At 70.6% G+C, this 1,029-nt stretch carries 2 protein-coding genes; both read right to left on the bottom strand.

All coding sequences use genetic code 11. From position 1 onward, the window contains the following. Positions 1 to 634: NPP1 family protein (locus tag ACZ7HQ_RS45965; protein WP_471003732.1), on the bottom strand; the 634-nt coding region annotated here is incomplete at its 3' end. 121 nt (positions 635 to 755) lie between these two features. Further along, positions 756 to 1,029, bottom strand: a 274-nt coding sequence (locus ACZ7HQ_RS45960; protein WP_471003729.1) for a hypothetical protein, incomplete at its 5' end; no start/stop codon positions are given.

Here is a 1,029-nt window from a genome sequence, read left to right as displayed (position 1 = left end):
GGAAGAAGTGCGTGCTCGGACCGTCCTTGTGATAGACGGCCTTGGGGTGCGAACCGTCGAACCGCACCTGGGAGCGCGGGTAGGTCCTGACGGTGCTGTGCTGGGTGGTCGAGACGTAATCCACCTGGTTGGAGGCCTGGTTGACCCAGGAGATCACATGCTCGAAGTCATGACGGTGCCCGCCGAGCCCACTGCCGTGGACGGCCTGGTCCTTCTCGAAGTAGCTCGCGTAGACGATGCCGCACCAGCCGTTGTTGCACAGGGACCGGGCGTACGTCTGGGAGTTGTCCAGGTCCCACCGGTCCCGGCAACTGCCGTTGACCGCCCCGGTCGTCCTGAGCCCGGGGGCGAGGGTGCCGTCCGGGCCGATGGCGGGGGTGGCGTAGCAGCCGTCGCCGTCGTAGTCGTAGGCGGGCGAGAAGGCCTGCTCGTAACCGCCGGCGTTCTGGGGGAGGCCGCCCGGCGGGTCGGCGTGGGCGGCGGACGCGGTGCCCACCACGAGAAGGCCTGCGGCGGCGAGGACGGTGGCGGCGCGGCCTGCTCTGCGGTTGCGCACGGGAAGGGGGCCGGCCACGGCCGAGGACGCCTTCCCGCGGTCCTTACGAGGGAAATCCGGCATCGGCGGGGTGCGCATCATTTGTCGCTCCTGACTCAGCAGCACGTCATGGCGGGGGGACTCCCGCAAGAGTTGCCCGGGCCATGACAGAAAGAAACGGAAGACCGCCTCCCGCCTGCCCGGCGTCCCCCTGGCCCGTTCAGGCCGGGCAGATCCCCTCCGGCAGACCCGACTGCAGGCCGCCGCGTTCGTCGGCCGTGAGGTCGCGGCCGACGACGGCGCAGAGGTGCCGCTTCCAGAGCTCGGGGTCGAGATGGATCAGGTCCAGACGGCCGCGGTCTCCGTTGCCTCCGCCGAAGGCGCCGCCGGAGAGCGTGCGCAGCAGGGTTCTGCCGTCCGGGGACGCGGCCAGGAAGTACTGGTCCGCCGCGAAGTCGTACGTCTGGAGGGCGTCGGAGTCCGAGAGCTGCTGG

This window comes from Streptomyces sp. NPDC037290 (assembly GCF_055603245.1).
The sequence above is the reverse complement of the archived record's forward strand: the minus strand, read 5'-3'. Positions and strand labels throughout refer to the sequence as shown.